The following is a 25129-nucleotide window of genomic DNA, read 5'->3' as shown; positions in this document are numbered from 1 at the left end:
GGTTTTTTTGTAATGTCATTTTTGATTAAATATCTAAACTTATCATTAGGTATAGCAGATATACAAGATGGAAAACCACATATTATATTGCTAGTTAAATCACAAATATTAAGAATGATAAGAAAAATAACAAAATGGTTTTCAAACTATTAGGAAATACTATCACTGATTGTCTTATTAAATATTTATTCATGGCATAGTCTTTTTACCAATTATTACTAATTCAGGAAAAAACTATGAAAAAATTTAAAGTGTATTTTAATGTTATTATTTTATTATTATTAACTATTAACTTATCTCCTACAGCTATGGCTGAACAACAAACATCAGAAAATAATCCCCCTAATCAAATTGCGCAAATGGCAACGGTAAATATTAATACTGCTTCAGCAGAAGAATTAGTAAAAGGACTAAATGGCATTGGTTTAAATAAAGCAAAAAAAATTATTGAATATCGGGATAAGTTCGGCCCCTTTGTTACAATAGAACAACTTAAAGAAGTATCAGGAATTGGTCAATCGATACTTGATAGAAACAATGGTAAAATTTCGCTGTAATATACTGATAATTCAAATTAAATTAACGCTATTAAGTTGGATAAATTTAATAGCGTAATTCATTGAATATGAGGGTAATTCCATATTTTAAATAAAACCGATAATCAACTGTAAATAGTATGATCTTAATGATATTTTTAGTTATTTTCTTTAATGAATTAGATTCAAATTGTTGTATAAGACTTTTTAAGTAATCCTATAACCGTTAGGAATTTTATGTATCATTATTTAATAATGGATTACCACTGTATCTTAGTTACAATAGTCAGTATAATCAGCCGAAATTGATTAAATTATTAATAGGTTAGTAAATTATGTCATCATGGAATATTGCCGTAGTTGGTGCGAGTGGTCAGGTAGGAAAAGCCTTAGTTGATTTGTTACAATTTAGCAACTTATCGATTGATAATATTGGATTAATTGGCAGTGATAATAGTGAAGGTGAAACCGTTCGTGTATCAGGTAAAAATCTCACGATTGAAAATATTAACACAGTTGACTGGTCACAATATCATATTGCATTTTTTGCCGTTAATCAGTCTGTTTCTCAACAATATGCTCGTTTAGTTGCACAGTCTGGATGTATAGTAATTGATGCTTCTGGTTGTTTTGCACAAGAAGATAATATTCCCTTAGTTTTACCGAGGATTAATGATAGTTTATTAGCGGATTTTCGTAATGAAAATATTATTGCGGTAGCTAATCCGGTTGTTAGTCAGGCGCTGAGAACAGTTGCAACATTAACAGATATACGGCAGTTATTACAATTGCATATTACTAATTTAATTCCGGCCTCATTTTATGGTAAAAATGGAGTTGAACAATTAGCCAATCAAAGCGCACGTTTGCTTAATGGATTACCGGCTGAAAATGAACTTTTTAATAAACAAATGGCATTTAATATTTTGCCACTAAATAATGCGCTGGCAGATGAGGTGACTATTATTGAGGAAATTAGAAAAATAACCGGTGATTACCAGTTATCAATAACGATTGATGCAATGTTGGTCCCAGTATTTTATGGCCTAACCCAATCCTTGACTTTTACTTCTTCAACACCTGTCAATATTGATTTTGGTTACGATGATAGTTTTGGCTTGGAATATGGTGTCACGCTTATGACTTCTGATTATCCAACACCAGTAACACAAGTTAAAGCTGAACAAGAAGGGTTGCAATCGATTCATCTTGCTGATATTCGCTATAATCATGGTCATTCTGAGCAAATAAAATGTTTTAGCGTGAGTGATAATATTCGTTTTTTAGGGGCACAAATTTTATTAGAAACGGCCGAAAAATTACTTACCGAATATTTATAATTGCGAGTTACCATAATGAAAGTGGCATTAGGTATAGAATATGATGGCAGCCAATATTTTGGCTGGCAAAAACAACAACGTGTTGTTTCTATTCAAGCAACATTAGAAACTGCATTGAGTAAAATTGCGAACGAATCTATTTCAATTTTTTGTGCCGGTCGAACTGACGCTGGTGTCCATGCTACTGGGCAAGTCGTTCATTTTGAAACGCAAACACAACGATCGATTACTGCATGGACCTTTGGTGTAAATGCTAATTTACCAGCTAATATAGCGGTTAAATGGGCACGAATTGTTGACGATGATTTTCATGCTAGATTTAGTGCATTGGCTCGTCGATATCGCTACATTATTTACAATCATCCTCTTCGGCACGGCATTCTCAATAAGGGGATTAGCCATTATTATCCAGACTTAGATGAAAATAAAATGCATAAAGCTGCCCAAGTTTTATTAGGTGAAAATGATTTCAGCGCATTTAGAGCTGCCCAATGTCAATCTTTGTCTCCATTTAGAAATGTACATCATATTAGGGTAACTAGACAACAACGTTATATTGTTATTGATATTCAAGCTAATGCATTTGTGCACCATATGGTCAGAAATATAGTTGGTAGTCTGATTGAAGTTGGGAATGGTCATCAATCTGAAGAATGGATACAATTTTTATTATCCTCAAAAGATCGAACATTAGCCGCTGCGACAGCTAAACCAGAAGGACTCTATTTAGTCGATGTGATCTATCCTGATCATTTCCAATTACCTAAAAATTCATTAGGTCCTTTATTTTTATGAATTTATTGATTAAGTCTGGTATCTGAAAGTGATGTTAATTTTTGCTTAGAAATTATGCTAAATTTAAAATATTTATTAAGTAACGGATTAAAATAATATACAATAGGAAATATTTTAAAGTTGATGTTATTACAATATGTGCTTGTATAGTACTTTCAATATGCTACTAGAAGGTTAATAATGAGTTGGATTGAAAAAATTCTGAATAAGAATAATATCTCGTCGAATCATAAAAAAGCAAATATCCCTGGTGGGGTTTGGACTAAATGTCCTAGTTGTGAACAAATTATTTATCAAGCAGAACTTGAACGCAATTTAGAAGTCTGTCCTAAATGTGATCATCATATGCGAATGCCTGCACGTGTTCGCTTATATTATTTTTTAGATGAAGGTTCTGATATTGAGCTTGGTACCGATTTAGAACCCAAAGATGTACTAAAATTTAAAGATTCGAAAAGATATAAAGATCGTTTAACAGCAGCACAAAAAGCAACCCATGAAAAAGATGCCATGATTGCTATGAAGGGCACTTTATTTGGTATTCCTGTGGTAACCGCAGCTTTTGAATTTTCTTTCATTGGTGGTTCAATGTCATCTGTGGTCGGTGCGATGTTTGTCAGAGCAGCAGAGCAAGCGATTGAAGATAAGTGTCCATTAATTTGTTTTTCAACAAGTGGTGGCGCTCGTATGCAAGAAGCCTTATTTTCACTAATGCAAATGGCAAAAACCAGTGCAATTTTAGCCAAAATGCAAGATGAAGGATTACCTTTTATTTCTGTTATGACAGATCCAACAATGGGTGGCGTTTCAGCAAGCCTTGCCATGTTAGGTGATATTAATATTGCTGAACCTAAAGCTTTAATTGGTTTTGCCGGACCACGCGTTATTGAACAAACGGTAAGAGAAACACTTCCTACCGGTTTTCAACGAAGTGAGTTCTTACTCGAAAAAGGTGCATTAGATCTCATCATTCATCGTAAGGATATGCGAACAAAAGTGGCTAGTATATTGGCTAAATTGATGCGATTACCTGATCCTTTTAATACCGCTGCTGTGGAAGTTTCAGTGGATCAAAATTAATTGTAGCTTATATCATGAATATAGCGAAGTCAGAAAAACCAAATGCCAAGTCAATGTTAGAAACTTGGCTTAGTTATTTGGAACAAATTCATCCTATAACAATTGAATTAGGTTTGGAAAGAGTCAGTCAAGTTGCTCAACGATTAGATATAGGCAAACCGGCTCCTTATGTGTTCACTATTGCTGGTACTAATGGTAAAGGGACAACTTGCCGTACCCTTGAAATGATTTTATTAGCTGCAGGTTTACGGGTTGGCGTTTATAGTTCTCCTCATATTTTACGATATACCGAACGTGTTCGTATTAATGATCAGGAGCTACCTGATACACAGCATACTAATGCCTTTAATCTCATAGAACAGGAACGTCAGGATATCTCACTGACTTATTTTGAATATTCGACCCTTGCAGCCTTATTAATGTTTAAACAAGCCAATCTTGACGTTGTGATTTTAGAAGTCGGTTTGGGCGGACGTTTAGATGCTACCAATATTGTTGATGCTGATGTAGCGGTCATAACCTCAATCGCATTAGATCATGTAGATTATTTGGGTAATACGCTTGAAAGTATCGGGCAAGAAAAAGCCGGTATTTTTAAACAAAACTGTATTGCCATTGTCGGTGAACCTAATACACCTCAATCTATTATTGCATGTGCAAAGAAAAAACATGTTCAATTGCATATTTGCGCGCCTAACTTAGGTTTTGACTGGCAATATCGTTTAATTAACGACCGGATTTGGCAATTTCAATCATCAAAAAACCATTATAATAATTTGCCAGTACCAAAAATTCCTTTAGCGAATGCAGCAACAGCCTTAGCTGCGATAAGTTATTCACAATTAGATATTGATTCAGAGAGTATTTATCAAGGTTTAGCTAATACCGCATTAACCGGCAGATTTCAAGTTATTCAAGAAAAACCATTAGTTATTATTGATGTTGCACATAATCCTCATGCTGCAACGTATTTAGCCAATCAATTGCAAGAATGCATTATACAACGTGGCAACATTAAAAAACTACGGTTTGTCATTGGGATGCTAAAAGATAAAGATATCAAATCGACTATTGCTGCTCTGCATGCTGATTATTGGTATTGTGCATCATTGTATGGTGAAAGAGGTGCAAAGGCTGGTGATATTGCTGCCTTTATTGATCAATCCGTCGCGACTGTATTTACTTTTCCATCCGTAAAATCTGCTTGGGAGCAGGTAAAATCGGATGCAGATGATGATGATATTATTGTTATTTGTGGTTCATTTCATACCGTATCAGATATTTTAGGAATCGTTAAAAATGATGAGCAGTAAAATTAGAAATCGACTAATCGGGATTATCTCTTTAATATTGTTTAGTTTAATTATTGCCCCCTATGTTATAACTGACAAAACCAAAAAAACTACCACTACGATTCCTTTACTCCCTTCAACGAATAATCTCGAAACAGACAATAACCAGTTATCACCGTCTGCATCACTTGATAATAGAAATAATATTGATTTTCAAGTGAATAATTCTGATCAACATGAACAATATCCTGCCAATAATCAAAGTAGCTATTCACCGAGTGATAAAGGCTATGTTATACAATTAGTTGCTTTAAAAAATAAACAAAAAATTGATGAATTAATCGCTCTTTTACGTTTAAATAATTATGATGTTTACACCGTTCCTCAAGTTGTTAAAGATGGTCAGCTTACACGATTATTAGTTGGAAATTATCAAACCCGAGAACAGGCTGATATGGTTATTATTGATTTAGAGAATTTGACTAAACTTAAAGGCTATATATTACAGTAGAATAGCAATAAAATTGTCATTTTTTAGAGGAATCTATTTGTAGTGAATTGGATAGATATTATTATTCTTTGTGTTATTGGCTTATCAGCTTTAGTTAGCCTATTACGTGGTTTTGTTAAAGAAGCGTTATCGTTAATCAGTTGGATTTGTGCATGTTTTGTTGCCAGTCAGTTTTACTATCATATTGCTGACTATTTAACCTATTTTGATAATGGATATATTCGTAATATTATCGCTGTCATTGTGCTTTTTATTACAACAATGATAGTTTGTAGCGTGGTGAGATATATCATTTGCGAAATTATACAACATGTGGGGTTATCAACGATTGATCGGATTTTGGGTACGGTGTTTGGTGTGTTACGCGGTATATTGATTGTTACAGCAATATTATTCTGTTGTGATACATTTACCTCATTATCACAGAGTTTAATGTGGCAAAATTCAATTTTAATTCCCCATTTTGAATATTTAATTCATTGGTTTTTTGGAGTATTTTAAAGTTCAACCGCTTTATTAGCAGCGCATCAATGATAATAATTAATTTATTGAGGGTTAGTTTATGTGTGGTATTGTAGGAATTGTTGCTTTTAGTCCAGTCAATCAATCTATTTATGATGCTCTTACTGTGTTGCAACATCGTGGACAAGATGCAGCAGGAATTGTAACCATAGATCAGCATAATTATTTCAGATTACGTAAAGCCAATGGATTGGTACAAGATGTATTTCAATTGCAACATATGCAGCGGTTACAAGGAAATATCGGAATAGGGCACGTGCGTTATCCAACCGCAGGTAGTTCTAACGTATCAGAAGCCCAGCCATTTTATGTTAATTCTCCATATGGTATCACACTAGCTCATAATGGAAATTTAACTAATACTCGTGAATTGCGAGAAACAATATTACAAAAAGTTAGACGGCATGTTAACACACAATCTGATTCCGAAGTATTATTAAATATTTTTGCCAGTGAACTCGATAAGTTTTCTACTGCGCGATTAACCCCAAATAATATTTTTTCGGCAATTTATCAGCTTAACAAAATCATTAAAGGTGCTTATGCATGCGTGGCAATGATTATCGGTCATGGATTGATTGCTTTCCGTGATCCCAATGGGATTCGTCCATTGGTCATAGGTAAACGGGTTATTGATGGGCATACAGAATATATGGTGGCTTCTGAAAGTGTTGCATTAGATACGTTAGATTTTGAATTTATGCGCGATGTTAAACCGGGTGAAGCGATTTATATTACTTATGATGGGCAGCTTTTTGCACAACAATGTGCTGATCAAGTTGAATTTTGTCCATGTATTTTTGAATATGTCTATTTTGCTCGTCCGGATTCATTGATGAACGGGATTTCAGTGTATCAATCACGAATTTTAATGGGACAAAAGTTAGGTCAAAAAATCGCGCGTGAATGGCATGATTTAGATATTGATGTGGTTATTCCAATACCAGAAACATCATGTGATGCAGCATTAGAAATAGCCAGAATTTTAAACAAACCTTATCGACAAGGATTTGTGAAAAATCGCTATGTAGGACGTACATTTATTATGCCAGGTCAATCAATTCGTCGTCGTTCAGTAAGACGGAAGTTAAATGCTAATCGGATTGAATTTGAAGGTAAGAATGTTTTATTAGTTGATGATTCCATTGTACGTGGTACCACTTCGCAAGAAATTATTGAAATGGTTCGTTCTGTCGGTGCTAAAAAAGTCTATTTGGCTTCAGCTGCCCCTGAAATACGTTATCCAAATGTGTATGGAATTGATATGCCAGCAGCAGAAGAACTAATTGCTTATAATAAGACGATTAATGAAATAGCACAAAAAATAGGTGTCGATAAACTTATTTTTCAAGATTTAAAAGATTTAATTGCTGCGGTCAATGAAGGTAATCCTAAAATTACCGAATTTGAATGTTCTGTGTTTGATGGTCATTATATAACAGGAGATATTACTAAATCCTATTTATCTGCTCTTGAATTAACCAGGAGTCAGAAAAATTCAACATTGTTTAATAAAGAAGCAGAAAATTTAGAAATCTATAATGTCGATCAATAACTAAAGATTATTGACATATAAAATTATAATTTATTTCACGATTAAAAATACAAAATCGCGTCAATAGTATTATTGATAAAGGAATAAAATAAATTTGGTTAATTTTTATCTCAATTTTCACTAAACCACTATTCATAAATAAACAATCCGCGAAATCAATAAGGTAGTAAACGGATTGTTTTCAAAAAAGAAATAAAAATCAGTTTTATAAATTTAAGTTATTATTAGAATTAATTATTTTATCTAGATTATTAAATATTTGTTAAGTAATTTTTACAAAAATATGTTACTAAATTACAAATATGTCATATTTTTTTTAATCGTAACCAGTTGAATTATAAGGAATATAATCATTTGTCGCTTATAATTAATACCAATAATAACAAAATAGTTATTGATTGTTTTGTTAAAATATTATAAATTTGACGGAAAATTATAAGAATTTTTGTATGAATTTTTGATAAAAGCACATAATTATAAAAAAACATGAGCAAAGTTAAGGAATTACTATGATAAAGAAGTATTTTAATTTAACTACTGTTGCAACATTTGTGATTGTGACTTTAAGTTATAATGCTGCTTATGCTAAAATAAGTGCTAATTCTACAATAACCAATAATTATACTAACAGTTCTGAAAAAACTGAAGATGCTGTGCGAATTTTTATCAATGATCAACAACGCAGCCTGTATCAAATTGCGCTATTGAGTAGTATTTCCATTATGGAATTACGTGAACTTAATAAAGGTGAATATGATAATGTTGATGTAGTTAAAGAAGGTCAAAGCATTATATTGCCCGCTAATTCGCCATTATTGCCACCTCTTATTGCGGAAAGTAAAATTGAGAGCGAAAATAAATATAACCTCCCTAGTTTGGGATCTTCCGAAACGGTAGATAATAAAAAAGCTTCAGATAATGAAGTCATCGAAACTCATTTAGCCAATGCATTGCAATTCTTGGGGCAACAAGATTGGGAAAATATGTCTTCCAGTAGAATAAAAGATGAGTTACACACTAATGCTAAAGATTATGCTGAAAGCTATATTCGAAGCCAAGTCCATAGCCAAGTCATCGATCCTATTCAAACAGCTGCGCAAGACTTTTTAGGTCTTTTTGGAACAGCACAATTATCATTCGATGTGAGCGATCAAGCCAGACTAAATAATGTAAATGTAAAATTATTTAGTCCTTGGTACGATTCTGATCGAACATTGATCTTTTCACAATTAACCTATCAGGAATACGAAAAAGATCGCCGGATTGCTAACTTTGGTATTGGTCAGCGTTGGGATGTGGCTGATAAGAGTTGGTTATTGGGTTATAACGTATTTTTTGACCATGATTTTAAACGTAATCACAATCGTTTAGGTCTTGGTTTGGAAGCATGGTCGGATTATATGAAATTTGCGGCTAACTACTATATGCCATTATCCGATTGGAAACATTCTAAAGATTTTGATGATTATCTAGAACGTGCAGCACGAGGATTTGATATTCGATTCCAAGGGTATTTACCATCTTATCCGCATTTTGGTGCATCTTTAATGTTTGAGCAATATTATGGTAAAAAAGTTGCTTTATTTGGTAAAGATAATTTACAAAAAGATCCTTATGCTTTAACAGTCGGTATTGATTATACACCTGTTCCATTATTCACCATTAAAGGTGAACATAAACAAGGTAAAGACGCTAAGAAACAAGCTAAAGTTGAAATGACGATGAATTATCGCATTGGCGTACCATTAAAAGATCAGTTGGATCCAGATATGGTACAGGTGGCTCGTTCACTTAAGGGTAGCCGTTATGATCTGGTTGATCGTAATAATTTTATCGTTTTGGAGTATAAAGAGAAAAAATTCAGTGTTGATCTCGCTGCATTGGGTGAATTTGAGGAAGGTATCAGCATTCCGCTTTCTATTGCAGTACATAATGCCAAAGATGGTATTACAATATCACCAACTTCTTGGAACACAGTGAGTGGTATTCTCGATTTTAATGCATTATTTAATGATGGTGGTGATATTTGTTACGAACGACGTGTTAATAATAGTCCTTGTCAAGCCGGTAATAGTGCTAAGGTTATTACGGTTAAGGATGTTGAACATTGGTCAATTCTTGTTCCATCGTATATTAATCAACAAGGTATACGCAATCCAGCGCCATCAACAACGAAAACAGCGGGCCGTTATGAAATTGATGTTAAAGTTACCGATGGTAAAGGAAAAATAGCTCAATCTAATACAACTTGGTTATCCATTAAGCCATCAATTACGCGCAGAGAAATAAAGTTACGTAACATTTCCACTGTTGTCGGTACAGGTGAACCAGTTGGTTCAAGTCTACAAACAGCGGCCAGAAACGATGGTGTAGATTCAGTATTGTTAGAAGTTACCTTATTTGATAACAAGGTAGGTTCATCGTTTAATGATCCAACTATTTTAAGTGATTATCCTAATTCATATAATATTGATAAAATTAATCAATATTGGTCAGCGGTTACCGCTACTGATAATCGAAGCATCAACTTTATTGATGGTTCAGCAACAGGAGCTCAATGTCCGAGTGATCAGGATTGTTTATTAGTTAAATCCATCAATCCGGTAGCTGGTACACCTGATAAGTACTTGCTAGAAATCGCAACAACAGCAGCCTTGAATCAAGTGAATATCACAACTAAAGTGGCTCCATATGGTTCGGCAACATTACCGATTTATTTCGTGGATAGTAATAATTCGGCAAATTGGCTTGCGGTATATAACAAAGATACCGGTGAAATGGTTGCTTCAGGTAGACTTAGTTATAACACTAGTTCAATTATTGTGACGCCAGATAGCACACATCCATTCGTGGTTGATTCAACTTATGAAGCTAAAGCATATAATATTGATCCGAGTCAGAATGGGGCAATTACTATAAGAGCTAATTTTGTTTGGTCATTGGTTGGTGATAACAATGCAGCGTGTTCTAGATCAAATAATACGCAATTAAATGATTATATTGGTAATCCGAATGGACCATGGTTTAATGTAAGTTTAAGTGATACCTATACGATTAAAGGTTTAGTAAATGGTAAAATCAGTTTGGCAAGTGATGGTTCAACTGGTTTAGCCGTGGCGGGGAAAACTTGGGGCGCAGCGCATCCTCCTGTTTCACCAGCAGCATGTGCCGGGGATCAAGGCTTTCAATTACAAGTAACAACTTATTAAAAATAAGTTAATAAGTTTAGCTAAGTTTATATCATCAAATAAGCTTAGCTATTGAGCAGCAAACACCACCAGGTGGTGTATTTATATAAATACAACACAATATGTTGAAGATAAATGGGAAATTTAATTTATGAAAAATTTAACGTTAAAAAAAGTCGCTATAGGCTTATTGTTAGCAGGTTATAGCATTAGTGGAGCATATGCAGCAAATAGTATTACCACTGGAATTATTAAAGGACGTGCACCGCTCGTTAATGCTAAAAACAAAACAACAGCGGTCTATGATAAAAACAGTATTACTGTTAAACTTTTTGACAAAAACGATAATGCAGTTGCGCAGGCCAACACAGTAACTAATGGTTATAAAATTAGAATCTACTTTAATGTTGTTGACCAAGATGGTGATAAAGATAGCTTACAGCTAACTGCTAAAACGATTAAATTTGGTTATAATAAGCTTAAACAAGATCGTTCTAGGGAATTTGTTTGGGTAGCAAGTGGTAGTGTTGGTACGGACAATGATGGTGACTATGCTCAGTGGGTCATACCACAAGATGCGGTTGGATCTCGTATTTACTATGAAATTCTTGCAAATACAGATTTTGGTAATCCGTCCGTAGCAAGTCAGTATGTATACGGTGATGTATTTAAATCAGACGATGCAGGTCTTAAAGATAATTCGGGGGACACACCAGCTGCGACTAATGTAGGTTCCGGTAGTACTGATATTCCGTCCATTACCAATGGTGAAATTGGTCTAGATAGTGACTCATATACGATTGAGCTTTACGCAATATCGGTTAACAGTGGTGTCATAACTTATAGCGCTGATAGGATTGGTGCTAATGATTCCCCAGTTGTTGGTCTATTATATGCACCAAAAGTTACTTCTACCGAAATAACGAATGCGGATATAACGAATCAATTTAAATTCGAATGGAATTTAGTTGATTTTACCACCAACCGACAAGACATTGTTAATTCGGGTCAGCCGGCTAATGTTCCGACGCCAAGTCAACCAGACATAACTCAACTTGATGCTGTAAATGCGAGACAGTCATCAGGTGGACAGCAAATTGAAGGTCTATACTATCAGATCCCAGTGAATGGTCTAGTGAGTGCTAGTGGACAAACTGTACAAAACTTGGTGGCAGGAGCGCAAGGATATAAACTTAAGGTAATTGCTTCTGAGGCAACGCCTACGAACTAAACTAATATAGGGTACTTGTTATAAAGAAACACCTTAATCGGTGTTTCTTCTACCTGAGTTTACGTTTTAACTGAAAATGAATAAGAGCATTCATAAAATTACTACTAATGTTATTAAACAGAATATATATATAATTTAAATGATCGTCACAAAGGAAGTATTTTCTATATGAAATATATAATATTAAAAGAAGTAGCTTTAGGAATGCTTTTAACAGGCTATTTTTTTAATGTGGCGTATGCCAGTGGAAACGATATCGCTGCGACAACAGGCATTATACGTGGTCATGCACCGTTAGTTAATGCGCCATCGAAGATGGTAAATAATACATCAATTTTTACTGCTAATTCTGTGGATATCACTAGTAGCAGGAATAATAATCAGCCACTCAAAGTTGGTGATACGCTTACGCTAAAATTCGTAGTGGTTGATAAAGATCTTGACGAAGATAAAGGTGGTAAACAAACACGCCAAACAGTAAAGTTTGGATATAAAGATAGCACTAGTGGACAATTTGTTTGGTCGGATAGTGGTATTACCTTCGAAGACAACCAAAATCCAGATTTATCGTCCGGTACCGTTAAATGGAAGATTCCTGCAGCTGCAGTAGGTTCATTATTAGCCTACCGAATTCAACCTAATACACCTTACGGTAATCCATCAAAATTTGATAAAGTAGTGGTTGGTTATGTTCACCAGATTACAGCGCCAGGTCTTATTGATGAAAATTCATCTTCCGAACCTAGCGTTAATGATGGTACTGGTGGTACAGCTGTTAGCGGCGGTGTTGTGCGTCGTTTTGAGGACGGGGCGCAGATTAAGATTTATCGCGCAAATTTTAATAATGGTACGTTTACCATCGGAGATGAATTAGGGAATGGAATTCCAAAAGTGTTGGAATATTTCACGGTAAAAGTAATGTCAGAAGACAACACTGATATAACCGGATATTTTAACTATAAATGGTCATTGGTAAATCAAGACGTGAATGCTATAGGCGCCACTACATCCGCCCAAGATAATGTGGTAGATTTGGTTAGCATTAATACAACTATGGATCAACAAGGACCAACTATAAATGGTATTGTTTATCAAATTCCGGTAAATGGTAATTTGAAAATTAAGAATAGTTCTGATGTACAACTTCGTTATGCAGGTGCTCAAGGGTATTATTTAAGCGTTGATGCAACTTATAACGATACTGCTGTAATTAGAACTTCAGCTACTACAACGCAATTGGATGATAGTCCAGAACTTATTAGACGTTTATTAAGTGATTAATAAAAACTAATAGGAATAATTTAATTATTATTAGGCTGCCAACATCTATTGTTAAACTCTTAATCAAAAACACCTTTCGAGGTGTTTTTTGCTAAATCGCTATTATATTTAGCTTTTGTTCTTTAGCCAATCAAGTGAAGTTTCAAAGCTATTAGTGGAGAGACACATAGTAAAATTGATAAGATAAATTTGCTTTTAAAAACCTTTTCCTAATAAATCGGTATGAAATAAATATGCAAATAATAAAATGAACATGGATTAATTAATCTAACTAAGAGTCAAAATATCTGATAGATATGGGTTGCTCTGTTGCTAGAATAAATTAAGCCACTAATTTTCGGTCAAGTTGTGAACGATCGAATATCTACAAAAAATTATCTACTTGAATGGCAATAATTGTATTCTAATCTAATATAAAAAATATTGTGCTTCAATGGATGCTGCATATGTATGTCATCCTACTGCCAATATTGAACATTTATAAGGTTCATTAACATAAATTAATACATTAAAAAGAATAAATAATCTGTTTTTAAAAACTTTTAGCTGCAAAGGAAAAGGTTCTTGTAACATTACGGTCGTGCTTTTAGAGCCAGATCTGACTATTGCACACGTCGAAGCATGAGATACAGTTGCCTAGACAAGTAGCAATAGATATGTAGGACCTTGATACAGTTTCATAAAAAGTTACTCTTGATTTAGCTATGATCACTTTTATCAATGACGCAAAGGATTTGATTATAATTACAACCAGTGCAAGTAGTCGGCACTTACGATACTGAAGATGGCACTTGGTTATTGGGGAGGGATCACCCATCAGTAAGCGAACCATTAGGTGCGTTTGCTCGGCGAGTACGGAACTTTGGTGAGCAATATCAGATGGAGATGCTAACTATACGTAAAATTGCTGGGTCTATGGATGATGCAGGGGAGTTTGCTGCTCTTACATGTTTCCTCGGCGGTGGCGAAGTTGGTTACAGTGGCCTATCGTGTTCAACTCGAGTGTTTATGGTATGGATCCGTGACGATGAGCAAAAAGGACTAACCAGCATAACTATACATTAAACTGACTGTCAGATTAGATATATCTATGAGTTGCAAAAGTGTCAGCTTGAATTTAAGCTAATACAATTTAACTTTTATTTGCCCGATAGTTTTGTAAAATCACAAACCAACTAATATATCGGTAAAATTAAATCAAACCGCTTCTGTTCTTATTAACGAAAGTATAATAAGTAAAATGACCGATTCTAATACAACATTAAAATTGATAAAAAGATTTTCCTACCCATTTTTTTGGGGTTACGTAAGTTAATTATCTTATTTTTATAAACGTGCTAATTTTTCCTATAGCTAACATCATTATTAATTATTCAATGACCATATATCAATGGTTGATTTTGCCGCGGTTAATGGTTGATTAATCAGTAATAGCAATAAAAAACCATCCGTCAGGATGGTTTTGAAAATAACGATAATTAATCACATTAAATAACATAGTTATTTTTGCGAAAGCAATTCAATTTTTGCATTTGAACGAAGTTCATCAAGTACATAATCATAATTGATGGTTGTATAATCAAGTTGTAATGGCGTTGACAAATCAGCAACTTCACCATCTTTTACGTTGATTAAAACATATAGTTTAGCATTTGTTGGGGTTTCAATAGATCCGCCAAAAATTCTACCTGTTTTGGCGTTTGGCACCATGGCAAATATTTTATCGACACTGCTTTGATCAAGTAAGTTACTTTCATTATTAGTGCGTTTTAATGTTACTCGCTGCGCAAAGGCGATATCGCCATTGGAATTTTCGTTATTCATTTGTGTAACAATTGTATCAACAGCTTCAGAAAAATGCTCTTTCTTTTTCTGTGTGATTAAAAAGTCTTTAATTTGATTTTTAACTTCATCAAACGGCTTAATGCCAGCATCTTGATAATCAGTCACTTGGACAATAAAACTACTTTGGTATTCAGGGGCATAGATAATATCTGAAATGGCATTGGTTGGTTTGCCATCTTTTATCATTAAATCACTAAAAATGATATTACGAATTGTTTGGAATCTGCCGATTGAGTATATCTCATTTTCGGTTGTCCATTCTGATTCATTTATGTGAAGGCCTGATGCACGGGATATTTCCTCTAAAGTAGGTAGCTTAGCGGCTTTTTCCAAACGGATTTGTTGTTCATTGTAGATTTTATCAGCTTGTTCTTTTTTTAACACACTCTCTATGTTAGCTTTAACATAATCATAAGGTAATTTTTTTGCTACTTGAATTTCATCTAAACGAATAATATAGTATGAATTTGCCTGCTTAATGGGTTTAGAAATACTGCCAACTTTCGTTAGCTTTTGATTTTGTAAAAGCTCATTAACCGATTGTTCACTACTAAACCATCCTAAATGATCCATTTTTACCGCCAAACGTTTGGGAGTTGGCATAGCAATCAGACTTTGGTAGCTAGCTTGAGCTTTAGCTAGTGAATTAAATGACAAAATACTATAGGATTGCTTTGGTAATGACATCGTTCCCGGTTTACCTTCATTATAGTATTCTTGGATATCATTTTGAGAAATAGTAATATCTCTTTCAATTTCCGGATAAGGATTAATAAGATATTTCATTTTTAATCGAGCAGGATGTGTGTATGACTGCTTGTGAATATTATAAAAGTTCTCAATATCTTGATCTGAAACCGAAAAATCTTCTTTTAAATTGGATAAACTATAATCAGTTAAGTAGATAGTTCGAGTTTGGTTAATCAATGCAGAAATCTCGGAATCTTTGGGAACAACGAAATTAGTAGTAATTAATCCATTAATTAACTGACTTTTTTTCATTTCAGTGCGATATCCTGCAGCATAAACGTCCGGTGTCAGATTGTTTTCTGCTAGTAATTGTAAATAGCGTTGATTACTAAAATGATTATTTTCAAAGAAAATCTTTTGTTGACGAATTACATTTTTGATTTGCTCATCCGTGATATTTAAGGCAAGTGAATTGGCAAATTCATATGATAACACATCGTTAATAATATTAGATAGAACTGATTTACTGACCTCTTCGAGCAGAGGATCATCCGGTTTCAAATTCTTTGCCTCTTTCAAGACCATCTGGAGTTCTTTTTCGTAAACTTCCCGACTAATTCCTTCTCCATTAACTTTAGCAATATATAAGTTTCTATCGTTTGAGCTATAAAATCCAAATTGCAAAAAATTACCAAACCCAGTAAAAATAAAAGCGATAATAATTAAACCAAATATTACTTTAACAATAGTACTATTACCTGCCGTACGAATTTTTTCCATCATATTCCGTTATTCTCCATTGAATAATCTTCAGCTTGAAGTTTATTCATTGTAATGAGTGTTACTAACAACTTAATAAACATTTGTTAAATTATATCATATCTATCATGATTCGCTATTAAAGTTAATCGAACAATACTTGAGTTATCACGGCTAAATAACACAGTAAAGATTAATTATTTATTTGCTTAAACTTATAGCTAATCGATATGGAGTTGATGAAAGTATGCTATGCTATTAGGTAATTTTATCAATAATGGATAAACAAATGGTAATCAAAGATCCTTTTTATGATCGCGAAGCTGAAAAATACCAATCACCGATTGCAAGTCGTGAACATATTATCAACTATTTAGAAAATATTGCTAAACCAGCTAATCTGGAAAATATTGCTAAAGCAATGGGATTGCTTGATGAACAACAAAAAGAAGCATTGCATCGTCGTTTACGGGCCATGGAGCGTGATGGACAAGTCATCTTTACTCGCCGTAAATGTTATGCATTGCCCGAAAAATTATTAATGGTCAAAGGATTGGTGTTAGCTCATCGCGATGGATATGGTTTCTTACGGGTTGAAGGTCAGGCTGATGATTATTTTTTATCGCACCAAGAGATGAAAAAAACACTTCATGGTGACGTAGTTCTCGCTCAACCGATTGCTAGTCAATATAAAGGTAAAACCGAAGCGCGTATTGTTAGAGTGCTTGAGTTTCGTAGTGATCAAATTGTCGGTCGCTATTTTATTGAAGAAGGCATTGGATTTGTCGTTCCTGATGATAACCGATTAAATTTTGATATTTTAATTGCTGAAAAACCACCTAAAACGGTACGTATGGGGACAGTAGTTGCGGTTGAATTACTCAAAAGGCCACAACAGCGCCAAAAAGCCATCGGCAAAATTACCGAAATATTAGGCGAAAACATGGGTACCAGTCTAGCTATTGAAATTGCCATTCGCAATCATGATATTCCTCATGTGTTACCTGTTGAAGTTGAAAAAGCCATCAGTAAATTATCTGAAACCGTTTCCGCTCAAGCTAAAAAAGGTAGAAAAGATCTGACACATTTGCCTTTGGTGACAATTGATGGGGAAGATGCGCGTGATTTTGATGATGCAGTATATTGTGAAAAAAATCGTGGTGGTGGATATCGACTTTGGGTAGCGATAGCAGACGTCAGTTATTATGTCAAACCTAAAACCGCATTAGATAAAGAGGCCTGTAATCGAGGAACGTCAGTTTATTTTCCATCTCGAGTGGTGCCGATGTTACCCGAAGTATTATCTAATGGGCTTTGTTCTTTAAATCCACAAGTAGATCGATTATGTTTAGTGTGTGAAATGACTATTTCGCTAAAAGGCAATTTAACGTCTTATCAGTTCTATGAAGCAGTAATGAATTCTCATGCAAGATTAACCTATACTAAAGTGCATAAAATGTTACATGGTGATCAGCAGTTACGTGATCATTATCAACCGTTAGTTAAACATTTAGAAAATCTTCATAATCTTTATCAAATTCTCGATAAAAAACGTAATGAACGAGGGGCAATTGGATTTGAATCGGCAGAGCCAAAATTTATTTTTAATGCCGATAAACGCATTGAGCGAATAGAAATGGCTGAACGAAATGATGCCCATAAAATTATTGAAGAATGTATGATTTTAGCCAATGTCGCCGCCGCAAAGTTTGTTGAGCACTTACAAGTTCCATCGCTTTATCGTGTACATGATAAGCCTGATGAAGATCGTTTAAATAATTTACGAACCACACTAAATGAACTAGGGATAACTTTAGAAGGTGGGTTAAAGCCGCAACCGAAAGATATCGCTAAATTAATGGCATTGGTCGCTAAACGCCCTGATCATGACATGTTGCAGACGATGATACTGCGTTCAATGAAACAGGCTATTTATGATCCAGAAAATCGAGGGCATTTTGGTTTAGCTCTTGAATCGTATGCTCACTTTACTTCACCAATTCGGCGTTATCCCGATTTATTATTACATCGCACTATTAAATGGATTTTAGCTAATCAAGCGCATTGTGATAGCAAAACAGGTGGTTACCACTATAGTATGCAAGAAATGCTCTATTTTGGTGAGCATTGTTCAATGACTGAACGTCGTGCAGATGAAGCGGTTAGAGATGTGGTAGACTGGTTAAAGTGTGATTTTATGCAAGATCATGTTGGTGAAGTTTACGACGGTGTTATTAGTAGTGTGACTAACTTCGGATTTTTTGTGCGATTAGATGATCTGTTTATTGACGGTTTAGTCCATGTATCATCTCTAGAAAATGATTATTATAGTTTTGATGCTGCAAGAAGTCGTTTAATCGGTGAAAATACTCGCTTCAGTTATCGCTTGGGTGATAAGGTTAAAGTGAAAGTTGAGGCGGTAAATCCAGAAGAGCGAAAAATTGATTTTAGTTTAGTTGGCAGCGATAATAAGCCACGTCGTTACGGAAAAACTGGCAAAGAACGGGGTAATAAACAACAACGTTCTGCACCTAAACTTAATCTTGATAAATCGATCAAGAAAAAACGTAAACGTGCCGGAACATCATCTGTGAAAGCGAAAAAAAATACGAATTCATCAGCTAAGAAGAAAACTAAGTAGTCAATCAAAATGAGTGAAATAATATACGGCATTCATGCCTTACAAGCTGTTTTAGCCCGCTCGCCAGAAAAATTTTTGCGAGTTTATCTATTAAAAAATCGTGAAGATAAACGATTAATACCATTAATTGAAGAATTACAATCACTCGGTATTGTGATTAAATTTGTTGAGCGTAAATGGCTTGATGAACAAACGAAACAAGGCGTTCATCAAGGTATTATGGCAGAAATTAAACCGAGCCAAAATTACCATGAAAATGACTTGCCAAATTTAATTAAAAAAGTAGCGACACCTTTTATCTTAATTTTAGATGGTGTTACCGATCCACATAATTTAGGTGCTTGTATCAGAAGTGCTGATGCTGCGGGTGTGGATTTTATTATTGTACCTAAAGATAGATCTGCCCCACTGAATGCTATAGCTAAAAAGGTAGCCTGTGGTGCTGCTGAAGGAGTACCGGTTATTCGAGTCACCAATCTGGCACGTACCATGCGAATGTTAAAAGATGAGTTTCAGATTTGGATTGTCGGTACAGCAGGAGAAGCCAACCATACCTTATATCAGAGTAAGTTAACTGGGCCACTTGCTTTAGTAATGGGCGCTGAAGGTGAGGGAATGCGACGCTTAACCAAAGAACATTGCGATGAGCTTGTCAGTCTTCCAATGGCAGGGATGGTCTCTTCGCTGAATGTTTCCGTGGCAACTGGTATTTGTTTGTTTGAAGTCGTGAGACAAAAATCTAACTAACCTAGTCAGGTAAGTTGTCACGACGAATCAGTAATGAAGTGATATTAGCATTAAACAATGCGAGTGGGATTGTGATAATAAGTAAAAAATATACGCGCATAGTGCAATTTGATTAGAATCATAAAACATTTTGATTCTGGATATTGGTCATTTTATTATAATTCAAATTGATAAGTGGGTTTTAACCCACTTACGTTGGATTAAATCTGCTCTAACGCTTGAGCTAAATCGGCAATCAGATCATTAACATCTTCTAAGCCAACTGAAATTCTTAACAATTGATCCGAAATTCCCGCGGCCTGACGAGCTTGAGCACTAATACCCGCATGGGTCATAGTAGTTGGATGAGAAATCAAACTTTCGGTACCTCCTAATGATTGTGCTAAGGTAAAAATCTTTAGTTTTTCAACAAAAATAGGTGTTTTTTCTGCTCCGCCTTTTAGCTCAAAACTCAATAACGAACCATAACCCTTTTGTTGTTTCTTGGCAATATCATGTCCCAAAGTGGAGGTTAAAGATGGGTGATGAACAGCTGCGATTTTTGGATGTTGTGAGAGAAAATCGACGATTTTCATAGCACTTTCTTGCTGTGCTAAAACGCGCACCGCTAATGTTCTTAAGCCACGTTGGAGTAAATAAGTATCAAACGATGAATTAGCTGTTCCGATATTATTTGACCACCACAAAACATCATCAGCAAGCTGTTGATCTTTAAATACTAAAACGCCAGCTAATAAATCAGAATGACCATTTAAAAATTTAGTGCATGAATGAATAATTATATCAGCACCGAGTGTAAAGGGTTGTTGTAAGATGGGTGTCATAAAGGTGTTATCGACAAGCACTAATGCACCTGCTTGGTGAGCTAAATCAGCTATTTTTTTTATATCGACTACGCGTAATAGTGGATTATTTGGTGTTTCAATTAAAATTAATTTTGGCTGCAAAGCTAATGCTTGTTTAACCGCTTCATCGTCAGCCTGATTGATAAATTTTGCTTTAAAATAGCCTTTTTGACTTAAACTATTAAATAATCGGTAGCTACCACCATAGCAATCATAGGGAGCAATAACTAAATCATCAGGAGAAAGTAACGCAACCGAAAGCAAGTGAATGGCCGACATACCGCAATTTGTTAAAATGGCATCAACACCACCTTCGAGCGCGGCAATCGTTTTTTGTACTGAATCTCGATTTGGTGTCGATTTTCGACCATAATCGAATGGTCTTGGTTTTGCAAATTCTTCAAAACGATAACAAGTCGTTAGAGAAATTTTAGGAATAACGGCACCATGTTGATTGTCGGTATTTAATCCACTCCTTACGGCAATTGTTCTTTGAGAAAGAACGGGCTGATCGCTGTATTTTTTCATAATGTTCAACCTTTATAAGAATATATGTTCAAATATAGCACACCAGTATAAGACGTCAACATGTCTAGATGTCTAAATACTTCGATGTGTAGATTGCGACGATTAAAAAAAGACGATAAAATTAATCACATATATTTTGTTATTAATACCAAATGATGAGGTAGCTGTATGATGGAATGGAACGGTGATTATATCAGTCCCTATGCTGAACATGGAAAGAAAAGCGAGCAAGTGAAAAAAATTACTGTGTCAATTCCTTTGAAAGTTTTAAAAATTCTTACTGATGAACGCACTAGAAGACAAGTTAACAATTTGAGACATGCAACGAATAGTGAATTGTTATGTGAAGCGTTTTTACATGCTTTCACCGGTCAACCATTACCAAGTGACAATGATCTAAATAAAGAACGTGATGATGGTATTCCTGTTCAGGCACGAGAAATGATGATTAAGTTGGGAATTGATCCTGATGCATTAGAATATTAATCATGACTTATCATTTGATATTGGAATATGCAATCAGAAAATAGGTTTAAATAAACATAATTTATCAATAATGGCTTATTATTTTGCAATATTACTCAAAATAATGCTTATTGTTTGCTGGTGATTTGACTTGCCAAAAAAATTCTATTGATGCATAAACAGGATTTGTGCTGTCGCCACCAATTCGATTTGCGTTTTAAAACAAACTATTTTTTGTCAGTTTAAACCTTAACTGACAATGCTGTGTTTGGCCATCAATAATATTTTCGTTTAGTTTATTCCCGCCTAATTATTCAATCGAAAACAGTTTTTTAGCTCGACAAATAGTCGAGAGTTAACTTGTCAAGAAAAGTAAAAAGTTTTCGATTCATTTCGGTATAATCATGTGCACGAAGTTGATCAGGCGTATCAACAAAGCGGTATTTAGTTGCTTGGCTGAGATCGTTTTGTGAATGGCAAATAAGTTGTTCAACTACTTCATTAGTTAATTCCATATGACATTGAAAACCATAAACCAATTTATCATAGGCAAGGATTTGACGAGGACACCCTTCACTGTAGGCAATGATTTGGGTATTTTTAGTCAGACCAGGCATATCATTATGCCAATGCCCTACTGCTAGTTCATCACCAAACTCAGAAAACAACGGATGATTTTTGCCCGTTTGGGTTAACTTAATTGGAAATTTACCAATCTCTTTTTCAGGGCTATGCTCATGCTTTGCGCCTAAAGCTTCACCAATCAATTGTGCACCAAGGCAAACCCCAATTACCACTTTACCAGCTTTAATTGCTGACCGAATAAGGCTTTGTTCTGCAAGAGAATTAAAATGGGCACATTCTTGTTGGGTGGTCGACGGTGATTGTGGGCCACCCATGATAATTAAAAAATCAAGGTTATCTATGTCATCTGGTAGTAATTCTCCTAAATAAACGCGAGAATAACTCATAATATGTTTATGACTGATTGCCCAATGTTCATAGGCACCGGGTGCTTCAAATGCTTCGTGAATAATAAAATGAATGTGCATTGTGATGTTCCTATATTCTAAATACTTTACCAATATTGCAAAAGAATTATTATGTTTGATTAATGTGCCTAAGAGATGGATGTAATAATAACCGAGTATAATTGATCCATTATGCGTATTTTACTAATAAACACAATATAACCATTGGAAATAATTTAGCCGTTAACCTAAAATTATCGATGATAAATGACGGTTATTTTTTTCGAGTTGGTAAGAATTTTTGCAATTTATCTCGCTGCGAAATTTGTCATATTCTTTTTTAGAATTAAAAAAAGTGTATGAAATTCATTTTGTTAGATTGTTGCCTTAGCATATTATTGGATATGTTGGTAAAAATATTATATAAAACATATAATTATCGATATATTTTTCGATGTTATTATTTAAAAAAAGCCAATGCAATACATAATTAAGATGAAAAAACAGCCAAAGTCAGGTTATAATTTATATAAAAAAATATCTGTAATTGAATATCTTTGAATGCTTTTTAAGCAACTGGAAAAAAAATTGCAATTAGCACTTGCAATGGCTTTTAAATAAATCTACAATGCGCAGCACTTAGGCCGGCTTAGCTCAGTAGGTAGAGCAACTGACTTGTAATCAGTAGGTCGCCAGTTCGATTCCGGCAGCCGGCACCATATTATCCTAAGTAATATTTTAAAAAGTAAGTTGTAGTTTCGGGTGGGGTTCCCGAGCGGCCAAAGGGAGCAGACTGTAAATCTGCCGTGTCACACTTCGAAGGTTCGAATCCTTCCCCCACCACCATTTATTGTAAGATAAATAATTTTTAAAACTACATAATTTATAATATTATTCAGGTTAATAGATTTTTAATAAAGTAGAATGATAGCCAGTTCTATTTTATAATTATGCAGCTAAGTGCGAAAATTAGTAAGGTCGCGTAAAGTATGCAATATCTAACTATATAAGCATTTAGGTAGCCAATGTTGAACATGCGGGCATCGTATAATGGCTATTACCTCAGCCTTCCAAGCTGATGATGCGGGTTCGATTCCCGCTGCCCGCTCCAATGCTGATATAGCTCAGTAGGTAGAGCGCACCCTTGGTAAGGGTGAGGTCGGCAGTTCAAATCTGCCTATCAGCACCAATGTCTTCCCTTAATTTTATACTTAATCTCGACCTGTCAAAATTAATTTTCTTTACTTAAGCAAAATTATACTATAAAGCTTGTAACAAGGTACTTTTATCTGTTATCATTCAGAGCTGATTTTTAAGTGAGTGTTTTTACTTTTTGGACGTTTTTTATTATCAAATATTAAAAAGCTGAAGAACAGTTAAAAATACGAGGTTAATGTGGTGATTTAACACCGATTTGTATTACATTAGAGGGACAATTAATGTCTAAAGAAAAATTTGAACGTACAAAACCCCACGTTAACGTAGGTACAATCGGCCACGTTGACCATGGTAAAACAACTTTAACAGCAGCAATTACTTCAGTACTTGCTAAAAAATACGGCGGACAAGCACGTGCATTCGATCAAATCGATAATGCACCAGAAGAAAAAGCACGTGGTATTACCATCAATACATCACACGTTGAATACGATACACCGAATCGTCACTACGCACACGTAGACTGCCCGGGCCATGCTGACTATGTTAAAAACATGATCACCGGTGCAGCACAAATGGACGGTGCTATCCTAGTAGTAGCAGCAACAGATGGTCCGATGCCACAAACTCGTGAGCACATTCTATTAGGTCGTCAGGTAGGTGTTCCTTACATCATCGTATTCTTAAACAAATGTGATATGGTTGATGATGAAGAGTTATTAGAATTAGTTGAAATGGAAGTCCGTGAACTTCTATCTCAATACGATTTCCCGGGTGATGACACGCCAGTTATTCGTGGTTCAGCGTTAAAAGCGTTAGAAGGCGATGCAGCATGGGAAGACAAAATTGTTGAATTAGCGGAAGCGTTAGACACTTATATTCCGGAACCAGAGCGTGATATCGACAAACCATTCCTACTTCCAATTGAAGACGTGTTCTCAATTTCGGGTCGTGGTACAGTGGTAACAGGTCGTGTAGAAAGCGGTATTATCAAGGTTGGGGATGAAGTTGAAATCGTGGGTATCAAAGCGACCACAAAAACAACTTGTACAGGCGTTGAAATGTTCCGTAGATTACTAGACGAAGGTCGAGCGGGAGAAAACGTTGGTATCTTATTACGAGGAACTAAACGTGAAGAAATCGAACGTG

At 34.8% G+C, this 25129-nt stretch carries 19 protein-coding genes and 4 tRNA genes; 20 read left to right on the top strand and 3 right to left on the bottom strand.

The genetic code is table 11. The annotated features are described in order from the left end of the window. Positions 1–236: 236 nt before the first annotated feature. The 12 genes from JMI89_RS10465 (at position 237) to JMI89_RS10410 (ending at position 14396) form a co-directional block, all read left to right on the top strand. Entirely contained in the window at positions 237–557 is a 321-nt protein-coding gene (locus JMI89_RS10465) for a helix-hairpin-helix domain-containing protein (protein ID WP_187756044.1), read from the top strand. Between the two features lie 314 nt (positions 558–871). Then, positions 872–1876 (top strand): aspartate-semialdehyde dehydrogenase, encoded by a 1005-nt coding sequence (locus tag JMI89_RS10460; RefSeq protein WP_220680037.1) that lies wholly within the window; start codon positions 872–874, stop codon positions 1874–1876. Positions 1877–1891: 15 nt separating this feature from the next. Continuing rightward, a complete protein-coding gene (gene truA, locus JMI89_RS10455; protein WP_187756042.1) occupies positions 1892–2671 on the top strand; it encodes a tRNA pseudouridine(38-40) synthase TruA in 780 nt (259 codons plus the stop codon). A gap of 180 nt (positions 2672–2851) precedes the next feature. Next, the gene (accD, locus tag JMI89_RS10450; RefSeq protein WP_187756041.1) at positions 2852–3751 is read left to right on the top strand and encodes an acetyl-CoA carboxylase, carboxyltransferase subunit beta; all 900 of its coding nucleotides are present in this window, start codon (positions 2852–2854) and stop codon (positions 3749–3751) included. A gap of 14 nt (positions 3752–3765) precedes the next feature. Continuing rightward, positions 3766–5064 carry a bifunctional tetrahydrofolate synthase/dihydrofolate synthase gene (gene folC / locus JMI89_RS10445; protein ID WP_220680036.1) on the top strand — a complete coding sequence of 433 codons (1299 nt, stop codon included), beginning with the start codon at positions 3766–3768 and terminating at the stop codon, positions 5062–5064. Continuing rightward, a complete protein-coding gene (locus JMI89_RS10440) occupies positions 5051–5554 on the top strand; it encodes an SPOR domain-containing protein (RefSeq protein ID WP_187756039.1) in 504 nt (167 codons plus the stop codon). The genes folC and JMI89_RS10440 overlap by 14 nt, the downstream gene beginning before the upstream one ends. A gap of 42 nt (positions 5555–5596) precedes the next feature. Then, positions 5597–6055 (top strand): CvpA family protein, encoded by a 459-nt coding sequence (locus tag JMI89_RS10435; RefSeq protein ID WP_220680035.1) that lies wholly within the window; start codon positions 5597–5599, stop codon positions 6053–6055. A gap of 61 nt (positions 6056–6116) precedes the next feature. Then, positions 6117–7631 (top strand): amidophosphoribosyltransferase, encoded by a 1515-nt coding sequence (purF, locus tag JMI89_RS10430; RefSeq protein WP_187756037.1) that lies wholly within the window; start codon positions 6117–6119, stop codon positions 7629–7631. 509 nt (positions 7632–8140) lie between these two features. Further along, positions 8141–10840 (top strand): inverse autotransporter beta domain-containing protein, encoded by a 2700-nt coding sequence (locus JMI89_RS10425; RefSeq protein ID WP_187756036.1) that lies wholly within the window; start codon positions 8141–8143, stop codon positions 10838–10840. Between the two features lie 130 nt (positions 10841–10970). Then, positions 10971–12050 carry a hypothetical protein gene (locus JMI89_RS10420; protein ID WP_220680034.1) on the top strand — a complete coding sequence of 360 codons (1080 nt, stop codon included), beginning with the start codon at positions 10971–10973 and terminating at the stop codon, positions 12048–12050. Positions 12051–12218: 168 nt separating this feature from the next. Beyond that, positions 12219–13331 carry a hypothetical protein gene (locus JMI89_RS10415; protein WP_220680033.1) on the top strand — a complete coding sequence of 371 codons (1113 nt, stop codon included), beginning with the start codon at positions 12219–12221 and terminating at the stop codon, positions 13329–13331. Between the two features lie 753 nt (positions 13332–14084). Continuing rightward, positions 14085–14396 (top strand): DUF6882 domain-containing protein, encoded by a 312-nt coding sequence (locus tag JMI89_RS10410; protein ID WP_220680032.1) that lies wholly within the window; start codon positions 14085–14087, stop codon positions 14394–14396. Positions 14397–14831: 435 nt separating this feature from the next. Here the strand turns inward: JMI89_RS10410 and JMI89_RS10405 are convergent, their stop codons facing one another. Further along, the gene (locus JMI89_RS10405) at positions 14832–16649 is read right to left on the bottom strand and encodes a SurA N-terminal domain-containing protein (protein WP_187756033.1); all 1818 of its coding nucleotides are present in this window, start codon (positions 16647–16649) and stop codon (positions 14832–14834) included. A 265-nt stretch (positions 16650–16914) separates the two neighbouring features. On the opposite strand from JMI89_RS10405, the gene rnr reads away from it, so the two are divergent. Then, positions 16915–19266, top strand: a complete 2352-nt coding sequence (gene rnr / locus JMI89_RS10400; RefSeq protein WP_220680031.1) for a ribonuclease R — start codon at positions 16915–16917, stop codon at positions 19264–19266. A gap of 9 nt (positions 19267–19275) precedes the next feature. Further along, positions 19276–20013 (top strand): 23S rRNA (guanosine(2251)-2'-O)-methyltransferase RlmB, encoded by a 738-nt coding sequence (gene rlmB, locus JMI89_RS10395; RefSeq protein ID WP_220680030.1) that lies wholly within the window; start codon positions 19276–19278, stop codon positions 20011–20013. Positions 20014–20213: 200 nt separating this feature from the next. Here rlmB and metB read toward each other — a convergent pair whose 3' ends face one another. After that, the gene (gene metB / locus JMI89_RS10390) at positions 20214–21386 is read right to left on the bottom strand and encodes a cystathionine gamma-synthase (RefSeq protein WP_220680029.1); all 1173 of its coding nucleotides are present in this window, start codon (positions 21384–21386) and stop codon (positions 20214–20216) included. Positions 21387–21554: 168 nt separating this feature from the next. Between metB and metJ the strand changes: the two genes are divergently transcribed. Continuing rightward, positions 21555–21872 carry a met regulon transcriptional regulator MetJ gene (metJ, locus tag JMI89_RS10385; RefSeq protein ID WP_187756029.1) on the top strand — a complete coding sequence of 106 codons (318 nt, stop codon included), beginning with the start codon at positions 21555–21557 and terminating at the stop codon, positions 21870–21872. 311 nt (positions 21873–22183) lie between these two features. Here metJ and JMI89_RS10380 read toward each other — a convergent pair whose 3' ends face one another. Next, on the bottom strand, positions 22184–22903 hold the full coding sequence (locus tag JMI89_RS10380) for a type 1 glutamine amidotransferase (protein WP_220680028.1): 720 nt from the start codon (positions 22901–22903) through the stop codon (positions 22184–22186). Positions 22904–23465: 562 nt separating this feature from the next. Here JMI89_RS10380 and JMI89_RS10375 point away from each other — a divergent pair. From JMI89_RS10375 to tuf, 5 genes are all read left to right on the top strand, one after another. Continuing rightward, positions 23466–23541: transfer RNA gene (locus JMI89_RS10375), tRNA-Thr, on the top strand. A gap of 42 nt (positions 23542–23583) precedes the next feature. Further along, positions 23584–23668, top strand: a tRNA-Tyr gene (locus JMI89_RS10370). Between the two features lie 190 nt (positions 23669–23858). Further along, positions 23859–23933, top strand: a tRNA-Gly gene (locus JMI89_RS10365). Between the two features lie 2 nt (positions 23934–23935). Beyond that, positions 23936–24011: transfer RNA gene (locus tag JMI89_RS10360), tRNA-Thr, on the top strand. A 250-nt stretch (positions 24012–24261) separates the two neighbouring features. Further along, a partial coding sequence (tuf, locus tag JMI89_RS10355) for an elongation factor Tu (protein ID WP_220680027.1) occupies positions 24262–25129 on the top strand: 868 nt, incomplete at its 3' end.

The sequence above is a fragment of the Frischella sp. Ac48 genome, assembly GCF_019641635.1.
Lineage (GTDB): Bacteria > Pseudomonadota > Gammaproteobacteria > Enterobacterales > Orbaceae > Frischella > Frischella japonica.
Note: the sequence above shows the minus strand (reverse complement) of the source record. Positions and strands in the feature narration are given on the sequence as shown.